This window comes from Desulfobacca acetoxidans DSM 11109 (assembly GCF_000195295.1).
Classification (GTDB): Bacteria; Desulfobacterota; Desulfobaccia; order Desulfobaccales; family Desulfobaccaceae; genus Desulfobacca; species Desulfobacca acetoxidans.
Map to the genome: position 1 here is coordinate 1,050,996 of NC_015388.1, position 22,665 is coordinate 1,073,660.

The window sequence follows — 22,665 nt, forward strand, 5'->3', positions numbered from 1 at the left end:
CCAAGAAGCTGGCCGCTCCCAACCCTTGCCAGCCTGTGCTCGTTCCCAATCCTGAGGTGTTAGAAAAACCCATACGGCGTCGGTTCACGGCAGAATATAAGCTGCGCATTCTGCAAGAAGTTGACGCCTTAAGCGAGTCCGGCCAGCTAGGCGCCCTCTTGCGTCGGGAGGGGCACTATTCCTCCAACCTCACTACCTGGCGCCGTCAGAGAGATAACGGCACCATCGAGGCGCTTAGTCCAAAAAAACGGGGCCGCAAATCTCGCCGGCAAGACCCGTTGATCCAGGAAAACGAGCAATTGCGCCGCCAAAATGAGCGCTTGGCTCGCCGCCTGAAAAAAGCCGAGGCGATCATCGATTTCCAAAAAAAAATCTCGGAGATCCTGGGGATCCCCCTGAGCCAGCCCGAATCAGAAGAGAACGATTCATGACGGCCGCCCAGTCTGCTCCGGAATTGGGGGTTTCAACTGCCTGCCAGGCTTTGGGACTGAGTCGTGCCACGTTTTATCGCCATCTTACTCCTCAAAGGCCCCAGGCTCAGATATCTTCCCCATTGCCGCATCACCGAGCCTTAGACCAGGGTGAACGTCAGGCGGTGCTCGATCTTCTCCATCAGGAACGATTCGTGGATAAAGCACCTCGGGAGGTCTATGCCACTCTCCTCGATGAAGGGGAATACCTGTGTTCGCCCAGTACCATGTATCGCCTTCTGAACCAGGAAGGCGAAGTGAAGGAACGACGCAATCAGCTGCGCCACCCGCCTTACCAGAAGCCCGAACTATTAGCTACCGGCCCCAACCAGGTGTGGTCTTGGGACATCACCAAGCTTTTAGGGCCGGTGAAATGGACCTATTTTTACCTGTATGTCATCCTGGATATCTTTAGCCGTTATGCCGTCGGCTGGATGGTGGCGCACCGGGAAAGCGCTGCTCTGGCCGAACGGCTGATCCGTGAGACCTATGACAAACAGGGCATCGTGCCTGGACAACTTACGATCCATGCGGATCGGGGCTCCTCCATGAAGTCCAAGCCAGTGGCCTTATTACTGGCAGATTTAGGAGTTACCAAGACGCATAGCCGCCCGCATGTTTCCAACGACAACCCATTTTCAGAAAGCCAGTTTAAGACCCTGAAATACCGACCGGATTTTCCCAAACGATTCGGCTCGTTGGAAGATAGCCGGCTATTTTGTCAAACCTTTTTCGAGTGGTATAACACTGAACATCGTCATAGCAGCATCTCCTTGCTGACTCCGGAGACCGTGCATTACGGCCTCGCTGACGGTGTTCGGGCCGCCCGGCAGAAAGTACTCCAAGCAGCCTATGTCATGCATCCGGAACGCTTTGTCCGCAAACCTCCAGTCGCTCTCCCCCTACCCGAGGCCGTCTGGATAAATCCCCCCATCAAGAGCAAGGAGGGAAGCCTAACAGAGATACACTAATTATAGAACCCGGGTGTCTCAAAATCATTGACACATTCCGGTTCGTCAAGTACGAGGAGGTGTATTTAAAGGACTACAGCACAGTAAGGGAGGCAGTCACGGGCCTAAAAAACTACTTTAATCTTTACAACCACGAGAGGCCTCATCAAGCTCTCAATTACTCGACCCCGGCAGAGATTTATTCTGGGGCTAACTTAGGATAATTACATAATAATCGGCGATATCACAAAAGCACATTAAAAAGTTGGAAAAAGCTTAATTTTGAAATTTTTTGTCTTGACTTTAGGGGTAACCATACCCCTGAAATCCAATGCCTGCTTCGAGGTCATCGAAACGTTGAAAAATCCCGCTCCTGACAGGGTTCTAACTGACCAAATCATCCGTTTGAACTCCGAGCATGGTCTTCATAGCTATCAAGGCACCCTGCGCCGGGTGCACTACCGAGACCCTGAAACTGGCAAAGAATATGTCTTTTTAACCAATCGCTTTGACCTGTCTGCCCTCGCCATCGCAGATCTTTACCGGCAACGTTGGCAGATAGAGCTTTTTTTCAAGTGGGTCAAACAGAATCTGAAAATCAAAACCTTTTATGGCACTTTCCGAAATGCCGTCTTAATTCAAATCTGGACTGCTTTAATAGCCTATTTGCTGCTCATCTGGTTAAAAATCAAAAGCACCATAAATATCGGCATCTTAGAATTGTCTCGACTCATTCAAGCCACATTGATGGAACGACGTTCACTTTGGGAAACCATTTGTCCAAAAAAACGTCCACCTACCTCCATAAATAACCAGATGGACTTACTCAATTATTGTGCCGGACACTAATGATTTTTGGAGATATTTTTTCAAGTAGATACCAAATAAAAAAGCTATCACTTTTTTCTTGTAAAGCTGAAATTGCTGCAACTCCTCGTCCAATGCAAAGTTCTCGGTCAGCAAGATTCAAACGGCCAGTGGTATTTCCACGAACACACACAATAATATCACCGGGTTTACATAACCGAGTAGGTGAGGTTGTCCACTTAACAATAATTGGATATATTTTTCCATATTCGGCAGGACCATTTACTAAAGGGACACCATTTCCAATAGTGTTATAAGTAGAGCTATTTGGAGAACTACCCATTTTAATTTCAGTCAGACTCCCTAAGTTAGTAACTTTCCATTCTTTTGGCATTAATCCGATCTCCGTCTCCTGCAACTTCGCCTTTTTGACTTCGTGGAAGGACACGGGGCCGTAAGTGAACAGGTGCCGCATGAGGCTTTGCTTGAGCTGCCGGGCGGCGGCGATAACCTTTTCGGTGGCCTCCTTTGCCCGCTGCACGGTGCGCAGGACGTGGGCAATGGCTTGTTGTTCGGGGAGGGGGGGGAGCGGAATATCCAGGTTGGCAACATCAGTTCGTGGCACCCCTTTAATGGTAGCCCCACGCTTATTATCTTCAAACCATTTTGGATGGATTGCTGTTTTAAACTTAGAACAAGGAACCCTGGCTCAACGTCGGAAACTGGTATAAAACCTGTTAAGTCCTGGCTAATGGCTATATCAAAAGTTGCTACGACAGCTTTGCCAACGCCAACCCTTGTTCCGATTAAAATACCGCCTTTAGGCACCATGTTTGAAGAAGAATTGACAAGTCCTTCCTCGGTAATACATCGCTGATAGCGGTCAAGGTAAATGTCGTCTTTTTGAATAACTGCAGAAGTAGTCCATGGTTGATCCCCATCCCAGAACTCAGGTTTTTTAGTTGATGGGGTTCCGCCTCCAAACATTCTTGTGGCCAAATCTCCTAATTTGACCAGTTGCCATTCTTTTGGCAATTGAGAATAATTTTTAAGTTCCTCAACCACTACGCCACGCCACAAATCCGAGCTTGACCAACACCTCATCTAATTGCCGATCAGCCTCAGCCCGCTCCTTATCAGCCTCTTCCGGGGGGTCCGGCGTTTTCCAGCTATTCTTGATCAGCATCTTTGAACAGGGATAAGTAGGGGGTGTAAATAAACCGGCGATGCCGCTTCTGGCCGGTCGTTTCTTCCATGAGCCCCAATTTTACCAACTGATTCACCACCCGGTTGGCATTGCCGTAAGTTAATGCGGTAGTAGCCATGGCAGCTTGCACCGAAATGACGGGTTGGTAATACAAGGCCTCCAGCAAAGCCAGGGCCTTAGCGGCACTGCGTCCCAGAGAGTGGGTGACGAGATTTCGGTGGTCTTCCCGCAGATTGACGATTTTACGGGCAGTTTCCGTGGCCTCCTGGGCCACTTCGTAGACCCCTTGGAGAAAAAACTTCAGCCAGCCTTCTAAGTCCCCCTTATCACGGGTGGCTTGCAATCTCTCATAATAAGCGCCCCGATGTCGTTTAAAGTAATAGGACAAATAGAGCAGCGGGCGTTTTAAGACCCCCTCCTTACAGAGCAGGAAGGTGATCAGCAAACGTCCCATCCTGCCGTTGCCGTCGATGAAAGGATGGATGGTTTCGAACTGGGCGTGGATGAGTCCAACCTTGACAAGCATGGGCATCGGCGTGGAATCATAGAAAAAGTTTTCCAGGTTATGCAAAGCCTCTTGCATCTCCTGGACCGGGGGCGGCACAAAGCTGGCTGTAGTCAGGCCATTTAACCCTGGTATGCCAATCCAGTTTTGGCTGCGCCGAAATTCTCCCGGATTTCTTTCACCACCTCTTACACCTTCCAAAAGCTTCGCATGAATCTCCCTGATCAGACGAAGGGATAAAGGCAACTCCTGCAATCTTTCCAGACCGAAATTCATAGCGGCAATATAATTCACGACTTCGGCCACATCTTGAGGGTGGTCCGGCTCCAAAGCCTGAAATTCAAATTCCAGGACGTCCAGTAACGATGCCTGTGTCCCTTCTATCTGACTGGATAGCACCGCCTCTTTACGGACATACATGGCGACAAAGAGTTCCGGATTCGGTAAGGTTTCTGTGGCCCCGTCCAACCTCCCCAAGGCCCGGTCAGCTTTAGATAAGATCGCCCATAAATCAGGATCAATGCGAATAGGCGGCTGGGGGGGCAAACCTTTGGGAATAAAGGCACGGTAGCCTCCCGATTGCAGAATATATTGACCGGTGCGTTGTGTCTGTTTTGGCATCTGTATTATCGTTTCCGATAATTGAAATAATTTTATTATCGAAAAAGCCCACTAATCGACAATATAAATTTCTTTATTGCTCTTTACAACAATAAAGAGTGATCTTAGCCACTCCGCCAGCCTATAAACCCGAGCTTTTTCAAAATCTCGTCCAACTGCCGGTCGGCCTCGGCCCGCTCTTCTTCGGCCTCGGCCAATAACACCACGGCCTCATCCAGGGGGAGCACTTCGCTCTCGACGCCGGTGGAGACATACCGGCTGGGGGAGAGGTTATAATCGTTCCGGGCTGCTTCAGCTTTGGTGATAACGGTAGCAAGGCTCTCTTTGGCTTGCCAATCTTGATATACCTGGGCGATCTGCTCCAGGTGGGCCTCTTCCAGATAGTTCTTAGGTCGGCCCTTGGCAAAGAGCTTGCTGGCATTGATCAACAAAATTTCGCCGGGATGGCGCTTGCGGCAGTTGAGAACCATGACAATGCCCGGCGCCGTGGTGTTGTAGAACAAATTCTCAGGTAGGAGCAGCACCGCCTCTATGCGATCCTCTTCCACGAACTTCTTCCTGATGTCCCGCTCTTTGTTGGAGCCGGTGTTGCCACTGCCCCGGCTCACGGCCCCGGTATCCAAGACCACGGCCATCCGGCCCGAGTCCGACAGGATCGCCGTCATGTGCTGCACCCAGCCCCAGTCGGCGCTGGAAGAGGGTGGCACCCCACGCCCGAACCGTTCATAGGTGTCGTTCTCATAGGTGGCGGCACCGAACTTCTGGTTCCACATGGGATTGGCGGTCACCAGGGCGAAGTGCCGCAGCCGCCCGTCGCCCTCGGTAAAAGCCGGGCGGTGCATGGTGTCGCCCAGGGCGATGTCGGCCTCCATATCATGGATAAAGGCGTTCATGCGGGCCATGGCAAAAGTTACAGAGTTGATTTCCTGGCCATAAAGCTGCAGAGGGGCGATGGCGGGTGGGAGTTTGAGCCGCCCGTTGTGCTTCTCACCTTTGGTCTCCAAAAGCCGCAGGTGACACTTGATGAGCAGGCCCCCGGAACCGCAACAGGGGTCACAAACGGTCATGCCCGGCTGCGGTTCCAGGATGCGGGCCATGACGATGCCCACCTCCAGGGGCGTATAAAATTCCCCGGCGCTCTGGCCTTGACCCTCAGCGAATTTCCGCAGCAGGTATTCATAGGCCCGGCCCAGGATGTCGGGCTCCACATCCTCCAGCCCCAGGCGATAGTTAGGATTATTGAGCACCTGCACCAGGGCCGCCAAGCGGCTGTCATCGACGATACGCTGCCCAGCGGCAGTGGCATTGAAGTCAGTAATATCGATCACGCCTGATAGCTTGGGATTTTCCCGGGCCACAGCCCGCACCGCATCGGTAAGAGCCTGTCCCAAACCGGTTGTGATGGTGGCGATATGGGGCCAACGGGCTGCCTTGGGCATGTAAAAGCGCACCAGCTTATGGTCCTGGTCCACCAGAGTGGCGGCAATCTTACGGTCGCCAAAATCATGAGCCAGATGCTCAACTTCGTCGTCAAAGACATCAGAGAGCCGCTTCAAAAAGATGAACGGCAGGATATAGTCCTTGAACTTAGGGGCGTCCAACGGCCCCCGAATCTGACAGGCCGCCTCCCACAGCCAGGACTCCAGGGCCGGGGCATCCAATTTGTTGGCCAAAGCGTGTTACCTCTGTGTTGTTATAAAGGCGCCGACGGCGCTGTCTCGGGAAACCAGCGCCCATTGGTTCTCATTGCTGTTTTGCCGGGTTTTAATCCAATCTTATAACAGATGCAGGGCAAAGATAAATGAAAAAGCATCTTATTGATTATATCATGAAATATTATTGGCTTACCTTTGCTTCAATCTCCCCTTGGCAACTAAACATCGTTAGGGCAATGTGAATAACAAGAATCATTAGCAGTCTTATGAAGTTATATTTTTATGGGAGCTTTGAAAATGAACTTCCTTTCAGGAACTTGGGTGGGAACCATATCGGGAACCAATGTTGGCAGTTTTATATTAAATTTAGAGGAACGGGACGGCCAACTTTCTGGATTGGTTCACCTAACAGATTTTAACAACGGCCTTTTTATTTATGACTGCGTTGGTCAAGTATATGAAAATCAACTGGATTTTGAAGTAAAGCCACGAGGATTTCCTGAATTAGCCCGGGTTTCTCCGGGAAAAATGACAGGAACAATCCAGCCTGATGGGAGCATGACAGGAAGTTGGTCAACGGAACAGGGCACAGCCGGGACCTTTCTGGCTTTCAAGCAAGAAATCCCGGCAGGTCAGATCGTAAGTGCCAAAATCTCCGACGCTCCTGCCATGGTGGCCTTCTTTGAAAAGCAAACTCATGTTCAATCATGTGTGGTGGATATTGACATCCTGCGAAGAATCCATCGTGAGCTTAGTAGCGGTAGCGATGAAGCTGCCCGCCTTGAATTAGCCCAACAAGCGCAACTATCAACTGCGCCGTCAGCGGCCAAAGTGCCCTCTCAAGGACTCGATTACCCAAATATCAGGGCTCTCTATTCCGTGACGATTGTTGCAAAAGGTCTTTATGGGGAGCAGATAATGTCGATCGATCCGGCGATTCTCGATGAGGGCCGTCTTCCCAAGCCATTGGCTTCCGTCGAATTTAACATTGGCAATTTTTATTCATGGAAACGCAACATGGTCGCACCAAACCGGGCAACGGTTCGATTAGATTTTACCAAGCCCCCCATTTTTGATTTTCCAAACCCATCGATATTGCAAACTCAAAATGACAGTATCATTCAGGTAGCTGGCAATGATTCCATATGGGTGTCAGGTATATACGACAAGATGAAAGCAACACTTAGGCATGGGCGGGTCAAGAGTTCGTGGCTCCATTCCCGTTATACCTATGATATTTTGCTTATTATTATAGGCCTTCCCGCAGCACTTGCTGCAGCAAGCCTCATAGGTGAATTAATAAATGGAATTGTATTGAAAAAACTGGCAGGATTTATCTTTACATTTTTATTTTCCTTATCAGTTTTCCGCATTGCTTTTAACACAGTTCGCTGGTTGTTACCTGTAATTGAGTTTTCTGGTTTGCCCCAACCTCTACATCGGCAGTTGAGATTGGGTTTGTCAACTATCGTTCTGGGTGTTATTAGTTCATTGGGTGCCGCTTTAATTTGGATGGTGATGACCAAAGGTTAATTGCTATCAATATCAAGCAGAATAATATCAAGACTTATTGAATGCGACGATACAGGCGTAGTTTCATACGCAATGTTCAGGTTTGCTTTTTTCTTGCTCCAAATCCGTATACTCCCGGAGATTATCAGTCAAGACTATAAATTATAGTAATATCAGTCCATTGAGTTTTTTTGTCATCACTACATCATTGGGTCTTGAAGATTTTGGTGATGAGGCGTGGGCACTCCTAGGGCTTTAAAGAGATCAAGTTGTTCCGGTGTGGGTGGAATAAGGCCTTCGAAATTTTTCCCATCAATTTCAGCCTGCACCGTCCTTTGTAAAGCGAGTTTTTCTAACGCCCTTTCCGGCGAAGTAAATATTTTGGCTTCAAGCAAACGACTCCGCATGAGGCGGTGCAGTTGCAAAGCCATGATGCAGAGGAATATATGAGCCCGGATGCGGCGGTCCACCCAATGGTACACCGGGCGGATATCCAAGGAGCTTTTCAGGGTGCGGAAACACCGTTCGATATCCTGAAGTTCTTTGTATTGGTGGACGACCTCTGCTGGTGACAGCGTTTTGTTGGTGGTTTCCAAGAGGAGTTTGCCGTCGATGAGCAGTTCCCAGCGGCGATTTTCCTCATCCGGATCACAGGCCACCCGGCCCTGTTGGTCAAGCCTGAGTTGATAATAGCGGCTCAGTTGCCGTTTTTTCAGATAGTCGTGGAGATGAACCAGGGTTTCCGGATGAGTGAGAGTCTTCCCCGGCATGTGCAAGCCGGTTTCCTGGTTCTGCAAGCGAGCCAAGCGACCCCGGATATACTCCGTGGCTACGGCCAGTTTCCGCTGTCGGGTTTTTTTGGTCTGCCGGGCAATTTCGGCCTTATAGGCCACGACAAAGCGGCGGCCGTCAAGGGTGACTTCCCGGAAACATTCTTGCTCCTCCAGGGGGGTGCCATCACTCTTCCACCGTTTGATTTGTGCCTGAACATCCTGAGCCGTGGCCTGGATGGCCTGCCGGGAGATGAGATTATGCCTCAAAGGCCGGGCGACGATATAATCCAGCTGAGCTTCGCCCAGGACCGCCAGGTTGTCTTGGCTGAGCAGTCCCCGATCACTGACCACGACGCAGCGTTGCACCGGGAAGCGGGCTTTGACATCGAGAATAACTTTCCGGAAGATCGCTTTATCAGTGGTTTCTCCAGGAAACACCTGATGACAGAGAGGAATACCATCTTTGGTCATGACCAGTCCCAGCACTACCTGAGGGCAACCGGAATGGTCCCGATCATAGCCGTAATTTTGCAACGTCGGTTTATCCGATTGGGAGGAGGGATTTCGGACCTTATCCGCTCGCTCAATCTCACAATAGCACGAGGTCAGGTCGTAAAAAACCAAGTCCAGGGGTGCGTCGAAGAGGGTCAGGATCGGCCAGGCCAGTTTGGGCTCCAATTCTGCTTTGTGTTCAATGAGAAAGTCCAAAGAGCGTAACAAGTGATTATAATCAACCTGCTGCCGGTCGATACCGGGAAGGTGCACCCCCTCGAGCCAATCCAAGAGGTGGAGTTTGGCCATGGGATCTAAGAGACGCTTGGCTACCATAACTTTGAGGTTGGCAATGACATCGAACTCGAACTGCCTACCCTGGAGGAATTTTTTGAAAACCTGGGTCCAGTCCATCTCCTCCCAGAGGCGGAAGATGGTATAAATAGAGCCGAAATCCAGGCTACCCGTAGGAGGGATGCTCTCTTGCGGCTTTGCTTCTTCGAGTTTAAAGAATATTTTCAATCCTGCGATAATTTCTTGGATTTGTTCAGAGGAGTATTGCGAAGCCGAGCCGAAGTTAACCAGAATCCGCTGCCGAACTTTGCCCTCTTTAGTCCGGTAAGATTCGACGATGTGGAGGGACTGATAAATCTTATCGCCCCGTTTTCGAGTGGTCGTCCGCAAGTACATGACGCCACTATAGCATGGTAGCTTAGTTTGTCAATATATAAAGATATTATATATATATAATATTATATGCCGACACTACAGGGTGGTGATTTTTCGTATCTAACCGATTGAATTTGTTCAGGGGCAACCTGGAATTTTGCGTTTTACTGATAATCTCCGGATACTCCAGTGGATAAAACCGATTTTCCAAAAAATTTCCGTGCCAGGTATTGATAGAGGGGGGGATAGGAGTCCCAGTCTCCGGGTTGGCGGTTTCGGGTAATAGCAGGGTGGGTAGGCGGAGGCAAGCAGGCGGCCCGCCTGGCTCCCTTCCCTCTCCCCCAAGGACGGTAGGCGGTAGGCGGCAAGTCCAGGGTAGTCCATTTACCCGCTGAGATAGCACGAGATAGGGAAGAGTCTGTGACAAAGGAACTGGTCCCTTCGACGACTGGTTTTATGGATAAAAAAGCTACAGTACGAAATATCAGCGCCCAAGAGGAATGGCGTCAGGGGCGGACTGCCGCGCTTATTACAGCAAGCAAGGTTCACCAGAACATAGGCAGTCGAAAGGAGATAGCTTCTCGGTCCGTCCTACCAGAACTCTCCAACACACACATGATCAGGGTGGCCTGAGATGCTGAAAAAAACTTTTTTTGCCATGACAGGTTGGAAATGCGGTTGGAAACAAAAAACAAAGGGCTGGCCATAATCAGCCAACCCTTTAAAATCCTTGGGGTGAGCGACGGGATTTGAACCCGCGGCCACCGGGGCCACAACCCGGTGCTCTGCCACTGAGCTACGCCCACCATCTAAATTTAAAATGTATCACAGTATGGCAGAGATGACAAGCTCCTGACCGAAAATTGGCAGGAGGGAAAGCTGCCTCCTCTATGACAGACCAAGGTCTTGCTTAAATCGGTCCAAGCCGACTTCGTCGATAATTTTGCCGAGGCGCTTTTTCTTCCCGGCCTGGGCATACCATTCGATGACCTGGTCAACGAGTTGCAGAGCCTGTTGGTCGTCCAGGGCGTCGGCGATAACATCGGCCAGTCGGGGCTTGATGCCGGAGACAAAACCGCCGGCATAGACCCGCCAACCGTTTTTAAAACCTACCAGGCCGACATCTTTAATGGTGCTCTCGGCGCAGGAGTTGGGACAACCGGAGACTCCCATCTTAAATTTATACGGCAGTTCGAACCCATGATATTTGCTGTCTAATGCCAGTCCCACCTTGACGGCGTCCTGCAAGGCAATGCGACAGAAAGTGGTACCGGGACAGATCTTCACCGAACGGACGCACAGGCCGATAGCAGCACCGGGAGGCATCCCTAATTCTTGCCAGACCTGGTCCAAGTCTGCTTCTTGGAGCCCCACCAGAGCCATACGCTGCGCCGAAGTTAATTTGATAGCCTTGACACCGTATTTTTCGGCGACATCCGCCAATCGGCGTAACTGATTAAAGTCGGTGATAATTCCCCCCGGTATATGGGGGGCGATGGCGAACGAGGTCTTGTCTCGCTGTAAAATAGCCCCTTTTTTCAGGATGTCTTCAGCCATGGAACTCCTCCTTGTTCATGAATCACCTCGGGATAGGGTAATAGCTCTGTACTGCCTAATCCTGCAACCGCACCCAGACCGCCTGCGGACCCTTGAGACCCTCCTCCAAGGCCAGCTTGACTTTGTGGCCTACCTGGAGTTTGTCAAAATTGCCTTTTTTTAGCGCATGGGCATGAAAATAAACTTCCTCGCCGTCTGCGGTTTCGATAAAACCGAAGTCCTCATCCGGAAAGATCCGCGCTATTTTACCCAAGACGGTATTTTCCGGGTGGGTTTTGACCCGCTGCTGCCGGGTATCGGAAGTTTCCTGCAGCCGGCGATCCAGGACGTCGAACGCCTCAATGATAAGGGGCGACACCAGCTCCCCCTGACGGGTGACGGTCAGGGTGTTGCCCGGAACCGCAGCAATGATGCGGATTTCGAACTGGCCCTGTCGGTGGCGTCCACCCCCGATCAGTTCTACCCTGGCGTTGACGATGGGATCATTATAACGTTTTTGCAGGCGGGTCAATTCTTCTTCGATTTTCTCTTTCCATTCCGGCAAGATTTCGATGTTTTGACCCTCAATAAAAATGTTTAACGGAAGCATAGGCTAACCTCCTGCTATCATCAGGATGTTGATTTTTTAACAGATTTTTCAGAGTTTGTCGACGATAACCATTCATTTCGGCGGAAAAAGAGTTATCGAGCGCTTTCCGTCGCCGTTGTCTTATGGTAAATTTATCATAAGTGGATAATCTTACCACTAAAGGGAGGAGCAGTCATGCAGCAGGCCAGGTTCTATGAAGTAGAAGAAGATAACAAGGTAAGGTGTTATCTGTGTGCCCATGGATGCGTCATCGACCCAGGAAAACGAGGCATCTGTATGGTACGGGAAAACCGGGATGGCGTCCTATATTCTTTGGTGTACGGCAAAATTATCTCTCGTAATGTGGACCCCATTGAAAAAAAACCTTTATTTCATTTTCTGCCTGGAAGTCGATCTTTCTCCATTGCTACAGTAGGATGCAACCTGCAATGTCAGCACTGCCAGAATTATGAAATTTCTCAATGGCCGCGTTTGAGAAAAAATGGATTTCCTGGAGACGATCTGACACCTTCCCAGATCGTAGCCGAAGCCAAGAGCAGCGGCTCCCTGAGCATTGCCTATACCTATACCGAACCGACGATTTTTGCGGAGTTTGCTTATGATACAGCCGTGTTAGCCAAGGGCGAGGGCATCCGCAATGTCTTTGTCTCCAACGGCTTTATGAGCGAACGGTCCGCAACGACCATGGCCGAGGTGATAGACGCAGACAATATCGATCTAAAAAGTTTTTCGGACTCGTTTTATCGGAAGATATGCAAGGCCAGATTGCAGCCGGTGCTGGATACTATTGAGCGTATGAAGCATCTCGGAGTTTGGGTGGAGGTAACCACCCTGATCATCCCGGGTCTGAACGACTCCGACCAGGAGCTTAAAGAAATAGCTGATTTCATCAAGGGGGTAGGGGTAGATATTCCCTGGCACGTCTCCGCCTTCTATCCCACCTATAAGATGCTTGATCGGCCCCGGACGCCGGTAGCAACCCTGCGCCGCGCCCGGCAGATCGGTTTGGAGGCGGGCCTGCGTTATGTCTATACCGGCAACATCCCAGGAGAAAATGGCGAGAAAACCTTCTGTTACGCCTGTGGCGCCATGGTCATCGACCGCTTCGGTTATGCCATCAACCAGAATCTCCTGAAAAATGGCGCCTGTCCTCAATGCGGGGCGCGTATCGACGGCGTCTGGAGTTAGGCATCCTTGCGATTATAGGCAGACGGGAAAAAAATTTTTCCCACCCAGGCGCCGATTATTGTCTCCTGTGGGGTTTAGTAGGACATAAAGGCGAAAAAAAGCTTTTCGCACCCACAGGAGGAAATCAGAAATGACGATACATTGTCGTAAAAGATGGTTGTCTTTGATCTTAACCCTGGCCCTGAGCCTCGGTTTAGCTGGCATCGCCACGGCTGGCCATTGGGGTATGGACGGATGCTGCGACATGGATATGGGCCACGGACGGGGAATGCACGGCATCCGGCTGACACCCGAACAGGCAGCCCAAGTGTTTGATCTACATCAGAAATTTATGAATGATACGGTCGACTTGCGCAAACAGATGATGATCAAGCGGGCAGAGCTGGGAGAGCTGTGGCGGGCCAAGGAACCGGACAAGGCCAAGATTGCGGCCAAAGAAAAGGAGATCAGCGTCCTGCGCGACCAATTCCGGGAAAAGGCTATAGCACATAAGATCGAGATGAAGAAGAATTGTCCTATGATGGGCCGCGGCATGGGGCCCGGCCCAGGCCAACCTCCCCAAGGTGGCAAGTAGTCTGCTGTAAACCCTCACCCCGCCCAGCCAGAGCCGGAGCGGCCTTTGGGTCATCCTGCTCTGGCTGTTTTCTTCATCGGTTGCTTGGGAGGAATACAAGTGGGGCGAATACAAGATTTGCCCTTACGGCTGAGACTGCCGGTGTTGCAGTGTTGCAGGGCGGAAAAGCGGAGCGCATCCCGTCTTCTAAAAAGCTCCGACACCAATTTGCATGATTCGCAGGTAACCCACAGGTAATGGTAATTATCGAGAAATCGAGGTTTTTAAATGCAGGGTGGGCACCGCCCACCACTCCTTGATTTCTTCTCTCAGATAGCTGAAGTATTACGCATTATTTCAAAATTACCCGCAACCCCTGAATATGACTTATTATCATGGCTTGTGAGTAATTTTTAGAAATTGACAATTACCTCGCTTTTCTCCCTATCCCTGCATTATTTCGCCTGCATTTCTGCCAGCAGGCGCAGCACCCGTCCGGCAGCGCCGCTGGCCTGGCAGACGGTGTCAGTGATATCCTGGGGGCCCAAACAGGTCCCGGCCAGGAAGATGCCGGGTCGACTGGACTCCACCGGGTGCATGATGTGGTGTTTCGGTATATAAAAACCCTGTTCATCCCGTTTCGGGGCCTGATCCAAAAAAGGCGGCAGGGTCTTGGGACCCTCCAGACCGACCGCCAACACCGCCAGATCCACGGTGAGATACCCCAGCCGCCCGGTTTCCAGGTCTTCGTAAACAATTACCGGTCGTTCCCCTTCATCCGGGCAGATGCGGCCGGGTAAGGCCTTGACAAAGCGTACCCCGGCAGCACGCGCCCGCAGGTAGAGCTCTTCGCAGCCTTTCCCCGAAGTGCGGATATCATTATAAAAAATTGTTACTTCGATCGTCGGATCATGCTCCAGGGCCAGCATGGCCTCTTTAATCGAGGCGGTGCAGCAGTAGCCGGAACAGTAGGGCAGAAACCGCCGGTCCCGGGACCCGACGCACTGGATAAAGGCCAGTTTCCGCACCGGTTGGCCCGAATGGGTTACCAGGCTGCCCGAAGTGGGCCCCGAGGCGCAGACCAGTCTTTCAAACTCCAGGTTGGTAAGCACCTGGGGCAACCGGCCATAGCCGTATTCGCTCTTCAGGCTCGGGTCGAAAGGAGCGGCTCCGGTTGCCAGGACGATGGCCCCCACCTGAAGATGCAGGGTGCGGGGGACGTCGTCCAGATTAATGGCCTGGCGGCCGCAGGTCTTGGCGCACTGCCGGCAGTCGATACAGTATTCTTTCTCGATGGTGGCTCGCAGAGGCACGGCTTGGGCAAAGATAATCCGGATGCAGGTGCGGGGTTTCATCCCCAGGTTCCATCGACTGGGCAGGATAACGGGGCAGACCTCGGCGCAACTGCCGCAGCCGACACATTTCGTCATGTCCACGTAGCGCGGTTTGAGGGTGACCTTGACGTGAAAATTCCCCGGTTCGCCCGCGATCTGTTCGAGTACGGCGTAGGTGAGCAGCTCGATGTTGGGATGGGTCGCCACTTCCACCAGTTTTGGTCCCAGGATACAGATGGAACAGTCCAGGGTGGGGAAGGTCTTGTCCAGCTTCGCCATATTACCGCCGATGCTCAGGGATTCGTCCAGCAGATAAACCTTCAAACCGGCTTTGGCCAGATCTAGGGCTACCTCACATCCCCCCACTCCTCCCCCGACCACCAGAACCGACCGATGTACCTCTGCCGGTCGGGGAAGAAAAGACGTCTTGGCCTCCAGGGCCAGGAGCAACTCAGCGGCGGCGCTCTCCACGTCCCGCCAGGCCCACAGATCAACCACCGGTGCCCGCAAGGTGGTCAAAAGCTTAAAAAATCGGGAGCTTAACTCCGGGCCGCAGGCCGCCAGGACATACTGCTCAGGCGCCTCCTCTAAGATCTGCTGGAGCCTGGCCAGACCGGTGGGAGTGCAGCACGGCTCCAACACCACCGCTTCGACCTGTTGGGTCGCCAACTCCGAGACGACCGCGTGTAGGTCCACCTTCAGATCAGGACAGTTACAGAGCAGGAGCTTTTTGCCAGCCATAGGTGTGCAGTTTCCGGTTTTTCCCCTGGTTCCCAAGCTAGAGCTCGGAACTGAGATAGATGAGAGCTTCTCCCCTAATGCAACGGCCTTGAGAGTCAAGGTGAAGGGGTTTTCGGTTCCTCCACCGCCTTCGAACCAAGTTCAGCCAATTTCCGGGTCATGTCTATGATCAACTGTTGGAAGGCCCGGCCTTCGGTAGCCGAAATCCAGGCTAGCTGCAAGCGCTCCGGATTAATGCCCTGGGCCTCCAGTTTTGCCTGCAAGCGCTCCATTCTGGTCTTGGCCCGTAGGTTGCCGCTGATGTAGTGACAGTCCCCGGGGGGGTGACAGCCGGTAACCAAAACCAAACCGGCGCCTTTGGCAAAGGCATGCTGCACGAACTTAGGGTGCACCCGGCCGGCGCACATGGTGCGGATCAGGCGCACCGCGGCGGGGTATTGCAGACGGGAGACGCCAGCGAAATCGGCTCCGGCATAAGAACACCAGTTACAGGCAAAAGCCAGGATTTTTTGCTCCGGGGATTCGGCCAGGGCTTCATCAATCTGGGCCAGGATCATCTCATCGGTAAATCCGTAGGCGGTTACCGCTTCCGCCGGACAGGCGCCGGCGCAGACCCCACAGCCTTTGCAGGCCGCCACAATAACCCGGGCCTTGGTCTCCCCCTCCCGGTCATAAAGCTCAATTGCCTGAAAGGGGCACTGCTGAAAACAACGCTTGCAGCCGGTACATTTTTCCGGGTCAATTTCGCAGACGATACCGTCGAGGGTGATAGTATCGCGACTAAAGAGGCCCACTAGCTTGGCGGCGGCGCCGCTGGCCTGGGCCATAGAAGCGGCGATATCTTTAGGTCCCTGGCAGGTTCCGGCCAGGTAGACGCCGTCCAGGATGGTATCCAGAGGCCTGAGTTTGGGATGAGCTTCCAGAAAGAAACCGTCCTCGCCCACCGGCAGTTTCAAAACGTCCCGCAAAGGCTGGCCATCTCCCGGCATCATCCCTACAGCCAGCACGACCAGGTCTACCAGGTCTTCGGTCTCGATCCGGAATAGTTCATTTTCTGCTGTAATAGCGACCCTATCGCCCGACGCCGCCAGTTCCCGTACCGGTCCCCGGAGAAACAAGACACCCGCCTCCCGGGCCTGGGTGTATAATGCCTCCCATTCTCTCCGGATGGTGCGGATGTCCCGGTAGTAAAGGCGAATCCGGGCTTCAGGGAATCTTTTCTTGAGCTCCAGGGACTGTTTCAAGGCGGTGGGGCAGCAGATGCGGGAGCAGTAGCGGTTGCCGTCTTCTTCTCGGGAGCCGACGCACAGGATAAAGGCAATATCCCGAGGTGCTGGACCTGGGAAAATGCCGCTGTCTGGCGCGGCGCCGGACTCGATGGCTGCCAGACGTGCTTCCAGTTGCAGCGAGGTCAGCACCTGGGGAAGACTGGCCCAGACCTCGTAGCGGCTGCCAACCGGATCAAAGGGGGTAAAACCGGTGGCCACGATGAGGCTGCCGACGGTGAAGGTATACAGTGTCGGACCGGACTCGAGAGTGATGGCCTCCTGGGGGCACACTTCGAGGCAGGCTCCACATCGGGTGCACTGTTCCGAATCGATGACATATCCGGTCGGAAAGGCGTGCGGCGAAGGCAGGTAGATGGCCGCGTGGTCATTGATCTGGACAGGACAGACGGCGGCGCATTGACCACACAGATTGCAGGTGGCGCCCACCATTCGAGGTTTTTGCGTGATCTCAAGCTGATAACTTCCCAAATGCCCGGTCATGGCGGCTACTTCACTGCCGACCAGGATTTCAATCTGAGGGTGGAGACTGGCTGCGGCCATGAGAGGATTGATGAGGGTGAAGGCCTTCTGGCCGTAAGGAAAAGTGCGGTGCAGGCGGTTGGCCCACCCGCCCAGAATTGGGGCTTTTTCCACCAGGACGACTTTATGGCCGGACTCGGCGATGTCCAGGGCCGCCCGCAATCCGGCCGGTCCGCCGCCGATCACCAGGGCCTGGCGAGTTACGGGGACTTGCCGATCAGACAATGGTTGAGCCAGACGTGCCTTGGCCAATCCCATGCGGATCAATTCGAGGGCTTTGGCTTCAGCCGGCTGTGGCTCGCGGGAGTGGACCCAGGAACAGTGCTCCCTGAGGTTGACGATCTCGAGGAGATAGGGATTTAATCCGGCCCCGGCTAGCATCCGCCGGAAGGTCATCTCGTGCATCTTGGGAGAGCAGGCCGCGATAACGATCCGGTTAAGGTTCCGTTCGGCGATGTCCTGCAGGATTTCCTGTTGCCCCGCCTCGGAGCAACTGTATAGTTGATGTCGGCAGACGGCTACATCCGGCAGGTTTTGTACCTGGGCCGCCAAGGTACCGGGGCGCACTACGCCGGCAATATTGAGGCCACAGTGGCAGATATAGCATCCGAGTCGCAGGGGTTCCGTCATGGCACTACAACAACACGAGTTTGCACGCATAAATTGGCATGTTCTGAGGAACACAACGAAATACGAAAGAATGATTGGTGGCGCAGGCCTCCTGGCCTGTGCACCAGCGTGTTGGCTGGAAAGCCTGCACCACCTTCTTTCATCAAAGGTTCGCCCATCTTCCGCTCACATTCGATTTACAAGGCACCGCCACTTGTCAACCTGGCCACCGCTTCGTCCCAGACATGGGAAAATTCCCCCGGCAGGGCCACCACTTCCTCGCGGATGATGGTGATGGCGCCCTCATCACAGATGTTCCGGCAGACCCCGCAAAGGCTGCAGGTCTCATTCTGGAGATATACCCGCTCCCCTTCCCGGACAATAGCCTTGACCGGACAGAGATCGATACACTTGGTGCAAGATACCGGACAGAGTTCATCCCGGATGATTACCCGGCCAATAAATTTCGGGCTGATTTCAATAGCCTGAGTACGGCAGAGCAGCAGGCACTGGCTGCAGCGCAGACAGAGCTCGGGTTGGGGAAAGACATGGCTGCGGTCTTCGGCCAACTGTATGACCTGACGGGGACAGGCGTCCAGGCAGACCCGGCAGTTTTTGGGGCAATCGGTTAAAGTATTGGGAATCAGGCGGCGCTCCTGACGGCACCAATGGACTTCGCCTTCCGGCAGTGGCGGACAGGGCTCCGGGCATTTAGCGGTATCGATAGTGATAGAGGGATAAAAATCTGCCATCCCCTGGTGGTCGGCCAGTATTGTCTTGGGTTGACCGTTATAAAACAGGGTCACTGCTCCGGTAGGGCAGAAATGCGAGCAGACCTCGCAGAGTACGCAGATCCGGGGGTCGATGGTGATATCCAGGTCAACTTCGCCGGAAATGATGCTCACCGCCTGCCGAGGGCAGACCGTGGAGCAGACCTCACATTTGAGGCAGCGCGTTTTATCCACCACCAGGCTGACCTGTTCCGCGTAGAGGGACAGGGTGAGTTCCAGTCTTTGGCCGGTCTCCCGTTTTTTGATCGGATAACGCATGCCGTCCTACATTTCCTCTTTATACAGGTCAGATACTACCATTCACTATATCACCGACCCTGAGTGAACACAAGGAACATCGGTTGCGGGCAGGATGTCTTTTTAATTTTTTTAAAGGATTTAGGTCGGTTAGAAAATAAGTTTTGAGGTCGAAGTTCCGAGGATCGAATTGAACAGAGATTCTTGAATTAACTGAGTAAATTTTGGTTCATTCGACGAAGGCGTACTTTATTCCGCCAAAAACCTTATTTTTGTAAAGGAGTCAGTCGTTTCTTCCGGACCGTGCTCGGCTATGCTTCCGGTGCCAGTATTTCTGCCAGTACCGCAACTACGAGTGGTTCGTCTTCCGGCAAGATGGTCCGCAGGTCCAACAGCAACCGTTGTTGTTCCAGGCGGGCGATGATCGGCGGCTGTGCCTGCCGCAGGGCTTGTTCCAGGCGGTGGGGTGGCCAGTCCGGGTGTTCCAGGCTCAGGGCGCGGCTGGGAAGTTCCACCTGCGGCAGGGCGCCGCCGCCGACGCGGGCGATGCTGGGCCAGAGGTTCACCCGGAACGGTGGCGGCAACCGGCGGCGCAGGCGCCGGGCCAGATTGAGTGCCTGGCGGTTTATGGCCGCTAGAGGTTTGGTAATCATCCGCAGAGTGGGGATTGCTTGTACCGCCTCCTGTTCGTCCCGGTAAAGCCGCAGGGTCGCCTCCAGACCGGCCAGGGTCAATTTATCGGGCCGCAGGGCGCGGGTAAGGGGATTGCGTTTTAACTGCTCCACGTATTGCCTGTTTCCCAAGGCGATGCCAGCCTGGGGGCCGCCCAATAGCTTATCGCCGCTGAACACCACCAGGTTAACCTTTTGACCCAGGGCTTCAAGCACCGACGGCTCTCTGTCGATGCCATGGCGGCTCAGATCCAGGAAACAGCCGCTGCCCAGGTCCTCCGCCACCGGAAGATGGTATTTTTCCCCCAGGGCCACTAGGTCGGCCAGAGGCACTTCTTTGGTAAATCCGGTAATACGAAAGTTGCTGGTATGGACCTTGAGCAGCAGAGCGGTTTCGGAAGAGATGGCCTGTTCGTAATCGAACAGGTGGGTCTTGTTGGTGGTCCCCACTTCCCGCAGGATAGCGCCGCTGGCCCGCATCACATCGGGCATGCGGAAGGAACCGCCGATTTCCACCAATTGGCCCCGCGAGACGATTACTTCCCGACCCTGGGCCAGGGTATTAAGCATCAGCAGCACGGCCCCGGCGTTGTTATTGACGATCAGGGCGGCCTCGGCGCCGGTCAACTCCCGAAGCAATTTTTCCAGGTGATCATGACGGGATCCCCGGCGCCCTTCCTTTAGGTGATACTCCAGATTGGAATAATGACCGGCGACCTCCAGCATCTGCTGGATCGCTGCCCCGGGCAGCGGTGAACGACCCAGATTTGTGTGGATAATAACGCCGGTGGCATTAACGACGCGCCTCAGGCAAGGTCGCTGCAACTCCTCGACGACATCTTCTACCCGTTTGATAAGCTCGGTTTCCGATAGCCTGGCTGGTAGCACTGCGGCTGGGCTTTCTAAAAGCTGCTGCCGATAGTCGGTCAGGACCCGACGGATGGCTTTAGTCAGTAACGGCCGTGGGAACGCCTGCGGGTAGGGATGTTCCTGAAAATAAAGCAGCAGTTCCTCCACCGCCGGTAATTGGCGCAATAATCGCTGACGTTGTTCATCCATGCTGACACATTCCTGTTATAGTAGTTGCCGAAAGCATTGCCATATTATTTTCCCCATCCCGATCCGAGCCCTCAAGGGGGAGTAGAGATTAAGGGAAGGATACATTAAAAACTTGAGTTTCACACCTAATAACGGCTCGGTGATACATAAAAAAACTTTGCTAATATGAAATAAATAGAAAAGGTTTCCGGATTGTGGCAATATAACAATGCGAATAGATTAGATAAACCACAAAAGGGGAAGGTGCACCGGGGCTTTAACATCAATCAGTCGATCGCCAACAAGATATTCTTTACTGATGGCAAAGGTGATGAAAGACCTTTTGTGAGCCAAATTCTCTTTACCAGGGGGATATCAACCGTCAGCAGAAAAAAGGCGGTGATCCAATCCTCCAGGCTGCGCACTCCTGCCCGGACAGATGTGAACATACCTGCATCGTGGTTCGGGTTAAAGACAATTTTTACCCCAAGCTTATTAAGGATTGGCTCAAGCTCCGTAGACCAGTGGCCGGTGACTACCCGGATATCCTCGACACCAGAGGTGTGAAACCGTGGGATTGCTTCCCCTAGGAAGGTCGACTGGCCCAAGGGCAGCAACGGCTTGAAGCCACCGAGGCGAGAGGAATACCCGCCGGCCAGGATCAGGGCTGCGATGCCGTCCCCGAAGTTCATCGGTTTTTCCCGGACCTTACCTAAATGAGCTCCGCGGCGATGCTCACGGCAATCTCTTCCGGGGTTTCAGCGCCGATGGCAAGACCGCTAGGCGAAAAGATCCGGTAAAAGTCCTTTTGGGGAAAACCTTCTTTGGTCAGGGCCGCATAGATGGCCTCCCGTTTGCGGCGGCTGGCAAACATGCCGATATAGCCGGCTGGAGCCGCCAGCGCCTGGCGCAACACCGATTGGTCGTAGGCATGGTTCCGAGTAACCAGCACCAAGTAGCGGATTTATTGGTGGTTGATGGTAATCCCCTGGACTTAAGATTGCTGGAAAGCCCGGAACGCCTCCTAAGTCTCATTATGAAGGAAGGGAAAATTTTAAAAAATCAGCTCGCTTGAAATAAAATAGGAGCAGCGGAATCTCGATTCTTTGGATACTATGGTAGACGCTCTTAAAACTTTTGTGGTTACCAGTTCCTTACCCCCCTTGCCTGGGGCAAAGCTCTCGGCTGACTGAATTGTTACCAGACCGGAAACCGGCAAAAAGGAAGCGTTTATGCAATCAGATCATTTGGATAGATTTTACCGCACCACTTTGGCGGCCCTGTCTCCCATTGTCGATACCCTGCGGTTGATGTGCGGCGCCATCCGCCATGCCTTTAACCGCAGCAGCCTGGCCGAGTTGGAGGAAGTGGAGCGGCTGCGAGATAACCTTACTCTGGATATTGACGAATTTTTTAATAAAGTGGAACAACTACAGCAGGATAAGATCAATAAGGGCAATTTGCGGCTTATCCAACTTGCGGGGGTGCTTACTCACCTGGAGCATATCGGGGCCGAGATCAGCAATATGGCAGGTCCGGTGCAACGCAAGATCAGAGAGGCAGTGATGATTTCCGATCAGGATTTCTATCATCTGAACGATCTTTTTACCCGCGTCAAAGGTCTTTTGCGCGGTCTGGCAGATCTGTTTCATGCCGAAAACCAGCCGCTCAAGAGATATCTGTTTAATGAGGCCAACAATCTTATCGAAGGGTGCTTCCAGCGGGAAACAGAGCACGAAACCCGGATGACCCAAAGTTTCGGCCAACCCCATGCCTTCGCTATTTATCTGGCTATCTTGGAGCAGCAGAAACGTATCCTCCAGCATCTTATTGATATCATCGGTATTGTAGATAAACGGTTTGAGAGTCGGGATTAGAAGAGGGAGAA

At 52.9% G+C, this 22,665-nt stretch carries 18 protein-coding genes, 1 tRNA gene and 2 pseudogenes; 7 read left to right on the plus strand and 14 right to left on the minus strand.

Annotated elements, in window-relative coordinates; translation table 11 throughout:
* Positions 1 to 8: 8 nt before the first annotated feature.
* The 3 genes and pseudogenes from DESAC_RS04490 to DESAC_RS16570 all read left to right on the plus strand — a co-directional run bounded on the left by DESAC_RS04490 (position 9) and on the right by DESAC_RS16570 (position 2,269).
* A protein-coding gene (locus DESAC_RS04490; protein ID WP_148231281.1) for an IS3 family transposase occupies positions 9 to 1,441 on the plus strand; the annotation gives its coding sequence in 2 pieces (ribosomal slippage) (positions 9 to 372 and positions 372 to 1,441; 1,434 coding nt in all).
* A 35-nt stretch (positions 1,442 to 1,476) separates the two neighbouring features.
* Positions 1,477 to 1,644, plus strand: a pseudogene (locus DESAC_RS16220) (integrase core domain-containing protein); the annotation flags it as partial.
* 58 nt (positions 1,645 to 1,702) lie between these two features.
* Positions 1,703 to 2,269, plus strand: a complete 567-nt coding sequence (locus tag DESAC_RS16570) for an IS4 family transposase (protein ID WP_052301892.1) — start codon at positions 1,703 to 1,705, stop codon at positions 2,267 to 2,269.
* Here DESAC_RS16570 and DESAC_RS16575 read toward each other — a convergent pair.
* The 4 genes and pseudogenes from DESAC_RS16575 to DESAC_RS04510 form a co-directional block, all read right to left on the minus strand.
* Positions 2,247 to 2,903 carry a restriction endonuclease subunit S gene (locus DESAC_RS16575; protein WP_148231179.1) on the minus strand — a complete coding sequence of 219 codons (657 nt, stop codon included), beginning with the start codon at positions 2,901 to 2,903 and terminating at the stop codon, positions 2,247 to 2,249. The genes DESAC_RS16570 and DESAC_RS16575 overlap by 23 nt on opposite strands.
* A pseudogene (locus DESAC_RS16945) lies at positions 2,903 to 3,331 on the minus strand (restriction endonuclease subunit S); the annotation flags it as partial. The pseudogene DESAC_RS16945 and the gene DESAC_RS16575, both read right to left, overlap by 1 nt.
* A gap of 65 nt (positions 3,332 to 3,396) precedes the next feature.
* On the minus strand, positions 3,397 to 4,560 hold the full coding sequence (locus tag DESAC_RS04505) for a Fic family protein (protein ID WP_013705893.1): 1,164 nt from the start codon (positions 4,558 to 4,560) through the stop codon (positions 3,397 to 3,399).
* Positions 4,561 to 4,664: 104 nt separating this feature from the next.
* A complete protein-coding gene (locus DESAC_RS04510; RefSeq protein WP_013705894.1) occupies positions 4,665 to 6,233 on the minus strand; it encodes a type I restriction-modification system subunit M in 1,569 nt (522 codons plus the stop codon).
* 264 nt (positions 6,234 to 6,497) lie between these two features.
* Between DESAC_RS04510 and DESAC_RS04515 the strand changes: the two genes are divergently transcribed.
* Positions 6,498 to 7,748, plus strand: coding sequence for a hypothetical protein (locus DESAC_RS04515; RefSeq protein WP_148231180.1), 1,251 nt, complete (start codon positions 6,498 to 6,500; stop codon positions 7,746 to 7,748).
* Between the two features lie 179 nt (positions 7,749 to 7,927).
* Here DESAC_RS04515 and DESAC_RS04520 read toward each other — a convergent pair whose 3' ends face one another.
* From DESAC_RS04520 to DESAC_RS04540, 4 genes are all read right to left on the minus strand, one after another.
* Positions 7,928 to 9,682, minus strand: a complete 1,755-nt coding sequence (locus DESAC_RS04520; RefSeq protein WP_013705896.1) for an IS1634 family transposase — start codon at positions 9,680 to 9,682, stop codon at positions 7,928 to 7,930.
* Between the two features lie 710 nt (positions 9,683 to 10,392).
* Positions 10,393 to 10,467 (minus strand) — tRNA-His (locus DESAC_RS04530).
* Positions 10,468 to 10,549: 82 nt separating this feature from the next.
* On the minus strand, positions 10,550 to 11,218 hold the full coding sequence (locus DESAC_RS04535) for a ferredoxin-like domain-containing protein (RefSeq protein ID WP_013705897.1): 669 nt from the start codon (positions 11,216 to 11,218) through the stop codon (positions 10,550 to 10,552).
* 55 nt (positions 11,219 to 11,273) lie between these two features.
* Positions 11,274 to 11,807, minus strand: a complete 534-nt coding sequence (locus tag DESAC_RS04540; protein WP_013705898.1) for an HPF/RaiA family ribosome-associated protein — start codon at positions 11,805 to 11,807, stop codon at positions 11,274 to 11,276.
* A 174-nt stretch (positions 11,808 to 11,981) separates the two neighbouring features.
* Here DESAC_RS04540 and amrS point away from each other — a divergent pair, with 174 nt between their 5' ends.
* The gene (gene amrS, locus DESAC_RS04545; RefSeq protein WP_013705899.1) at positions 11,982 to 12,995 is read left to right on the plus strand and encodes an AmmeMemoRadiSam system radical SAM enzyme; all 1,014 of its coding nucleotides are present in this window, start codon (positions 11,982 to 11,984) and stop codon (positions 12,993 to 12,995) included.
* Positions 12,996 to 13,125: 130 nt separating this feature from the next.
* The gene (locus DESAC_RS15040; protein ID WP_013705900.1) at positions 13,126 to 13,569 is read left to right on the plus strand and encodes a Spy/CpxP family protein refolding chaperone; all 444 of its coding nucleotides are present in this window, start codon (positions 13,126 to 13,128) and stop codon (positions 13,567 to 13,569) included.
* Positions 13,570 to 14,003: 434 nt separating this feature from the next.
* Here DESAC_RS15040 and DESAC_RS04555 read toward each other — a convergent pair whose 3' ends face one another.
* The 6 genes from DESAC_RS04555 to DESAC_RS04580 form a co-directional block, all read right to left on the minus strand.
* Positions 14,004 to 15,623 carry a CoB--CoM heterodisulfide reductase iron-sulfur subunit A family protein gene (locus tag DESAC_RS04555; RefSeq protein WP_013705901.1) on the minus strand — a complete coding sequence of 540 codons (1,620 nt, stop codon included), beginning with the start codon at positions 15,621 to 15,623 and terminating at the stop codon, positions 14,004 to 14,006.
* 95 nt (positions 15,624 to 15,718) lie between these two features.
* Entirely contained in the window at positions 15,719 to 18,061 is a 2,343-nt protein-coding gene (locus DESAC_RS04560) for a hydrogenase iron-sulfur subunit (protein WP_013705902.1), read from the minus strand.
* A 176-nt stretch (positions 18,062 to 18,237) separates the two neighbouring features.
* Positions 18,238 to 19,089 (minus strand): 4Fe-4S binding protein, encoded by an 852-nt coding sequence (locus DESAC_RS04565; protein WP_013705903.1) that lies wholly within the window; start codon positions 19,087 to 19,089, stop codon positions 18,238 to 18,240.
* 290 nt (positions 19,090 to 19,379) lie between these two features.
* Entirely contained in the window at positions 19,380 to 20,798 is a 1,419-nt protein-coding gene (gene selA, locus DESAC_RS04570) for an L-seryl-tRNA(Sec) selenium transferase (RefSeq protein WP_013705904.1), read from the minus strand.
* Positions 20,799 to 21,064: 266 nt separating this feature from the next.
* Entirely contained in the window at positions 21,065 to 21,469 is a 405-nt protein-coding gene (locus DESAC_RS04575) for a nucleotidyltransferase family protein (RefSeq protein WP_013705905.1), read from the minus strand.
* A gap of 20 nt (positions 21,470 to 21,489) precedes the next feature.
* Positions 21,490 to 21,729 carry an XdhC family protein gene (locus DESAC_RS04580; protein WP_041283807.1) on the minus strand — a complete coding sequence of 80 codons (240 nt, stop codon included), beginning with the start codon at positions 21,727 to 21,729 and terminating at the stop codon, positions 21,490 to 21,492.
* A 280-nt stretch (positions 21,730 to 22,009) separates the two neighbouring features.
* On the opposite strand from DESAC_RS04580, the gene DESAC_RS04585 reads away from it, so the two are divergent.
* Entirely contained in the window at positions 22,010 to 22,654 is a 645-nt protein-coding gene (locus DESAC_RS04585; RefSeq protein ID WP_013705906.1) for a Na/Pi cotransporter family protein, read from the plus strand.
* Positions 22,655 to 22,665 lie beyond the last annotated feature (11 nt).